The 2201-nt window shown below is 70.8% G+C and carries 2 protein-coding genes; both read left to right on the forward strand.

Annotation, left to right across the window (positions count from 1 at the left end):
• A partial coding sequence (gene manA / locus P1P75_RS41210; RefSeq protein WP_319265097.1) for a mannose-6-phosphate isomerase, class I occupies positions 1-916 on the forward strand: 916 nt, incomplete at its 5' end.
• 192 nt (positions 917-1108) lie between these two features.
• Positions 1109-2188: a cation diffusion facilitator family transporter gene (locus tag P1P75_RS41215; protein WP_319265100.1), complete on the forward strand. Its 1080-nt coding sequence runs from the start codon at positions 1109-1111 to the stop codon at positions 2186-2188.
• Positions 2189-2201: the final 13 nt, after the last annotated feature.

A 2201-nucleotide genomic window follows, 5' to 3' on the forward strand; every position in this document is an offset into this window, starting at 1 on the left:
CCTCAAACTCCTCGCCGCCGGCGCCCCCCTCTCCCTCCAGGTCCACCCCGACCTCCCCCAGGCCAAGGAGGGCTACGCCGACGAGGAGCGCCGCGGCATCCCGATCGACGCCCCGCACCGCAACTACAAGGACGCCAACCACAAACCCGAACTCATCTGCGCCCTCACCGAGTTCGACGGCCTGTGCGGCTTCCGCACCCCGGCCCGCGCCGCCGACCTGCTAGACGCCCTCGGCGTCGACTCCCTCAAGCCGTACGTCGACCTGCTGCACGCCCAGCCCGAGGAAGCGGCCCTGCGCGAGGTCCTGACGGCGATCCTCACCGCGGACCCCGACGAGATGGCCCACACCGTCGCCGCCGCCACCGCCGCCTGCGACCGCCTCGGCGGAGACCACGCCCCCTACGCCGGCCTCGCCCACCACTACCCCGGCGACCCCGGCGTCATCGCGGCGATGCTCCTCAACCACGTCCGCCTCCAGCCCGGCGAAGCACTCTTCCTCGGCGCCGGCATCCCGCACGCCTACCTCAACGGCCTCGGCGTCGAGATCATGGCCAACTCCGACAACGTCCTGCGCTGCGGCCTCACCCCCAAACACGTCGACGTCCCCGAACTCCTGCGCGTCGTCCGCTTCGAATCCGGCGACCCCGGCGTCCTGCGTCCCGAGGCAGCCCCGGACGGCGAGGAGGTCTACGAGACCCCCATCGACGAATTCCGCCTGTCCCGCTACGTCCTTCCCGAAGGCGCCGCCGCCCACGACCTCACCCTGACGACCCCGCAGATCCTGCTCTGCACGGCCGGCACCGTACGGGCCGGCGAGCTCACCCTGACGCCCGGCCGGTCCGTCTTCGTCCCCGCGGGTGAAAAAGCCGAAGTATCCGGAAACGGCACCGTATTCAGGGCCACCGTCATCGCCTGACGCGTCCCACCGGCCCGTCCGGGCACACGCACCACGGGCCGGGCTGCAACAATGACCCACCGCAAAGGACGGGCAAAGCCGGAAACGGCACGCCGCCCGGCCCGCACCCGCACGAGGCGACCCCGAGGCGACACGAACGCCGCCACGGGACGACCCCGAGAACGACCCGAGGACGAAGGGACCACGCGACACATGAGCGCGTCAGGCGGCACCAAAGCGATCGTTGCGGCACTCGCCGCCAACCTCGCGATCGCGGTAGCGAAGTTCGTGGCGTTCCTCTTCAGCGGATCGTCGTCGATGCTCGCCGAGTCCGTGCACTCGCTCGCCGACTCCGGCAACCAGGGCCTGCTGCTCCTCGGCGGCAAGAAGGCCCAGCGCGAGGCCACCCCGCAACACCCCTTCGGCTACGGCCGCGAGCGCTACATCTACGCCTTCCTGGTCTCCATCGTCCTGTTCTCGGTCGGCGGCATGTTCGCCATCTACGAGGGCTACGAGAAGATCAAGCACCCGCACGAGATCGACCACTGGTACTGGCCGGTCGGTGTCCTCGTCTTCGCGATCATCGCCGAGACCTTCTCCTTCCGGACGGCCATCAAGGAGTCCAACCCCCTGCGCGGCCAGAGGTCCTGGAAGGAATTCGTCCGCCACGCCAAGGCACCCGAACTTCCCGTCGTCCTCCTGGAAGACCTCGGCGCACTCGTCGGCCTCATCCTCGCCCTCGGCGGCGTAGGCCTCGCCCTGCTCACCGGCGACGGCGTCTGGGACGGCATCGGCACCCTCTGCATCGGCGTGCTCCTCATCGTCATCGCGCTCGTCCTGGCCGTCGAGACCAAGTCGCTGCTGCTCGGCGAGGCCGCCGGCGTCGAGGACGTGCAGAGGATCGAGGCCTCCGTCGTCGACGGAGCGACCGTCACCGGCATCATCCACATGCGCACCCTCCACCTCGGCCCCGAGGAACTGCTCGTCGCCGCCAAGATCGCCGTACGGCACGACGGCACCGCCACCGAGATCGCCAGCGCCATCGACGCCGCCGAGGCCCGCATCCGCCAGGCCGTCCCGATCGCCCGCGTCATCTACCTCGAGCCCGACATCTACAGCGAGGCCGAGGCCGCCGGGGCCGGCCTGGGGGTCGGGGCCCTTGGCGGCCACGACCACCCGGCAGATGTCGGCCTCGAGGTAGATGCCGCGGGCGACCGGGCCGGCATGTCGGATGCGGCCCTCCGGAGCGGCGATGGAGCGGGCGACGCAGGGGCGGTGGCAGCCGTCCCGTAGGGCCTCATTACCG

The organism is Streptomyces sp. ID05-39B, assembly GCF_033794725.1.
GTDB classification, from domain to species: Bacteria; Actinomycetota; Actinomycetes; order Streptomycetales; family Streptomycetaceae; genus Streptomyces; species Streptomyces bobili.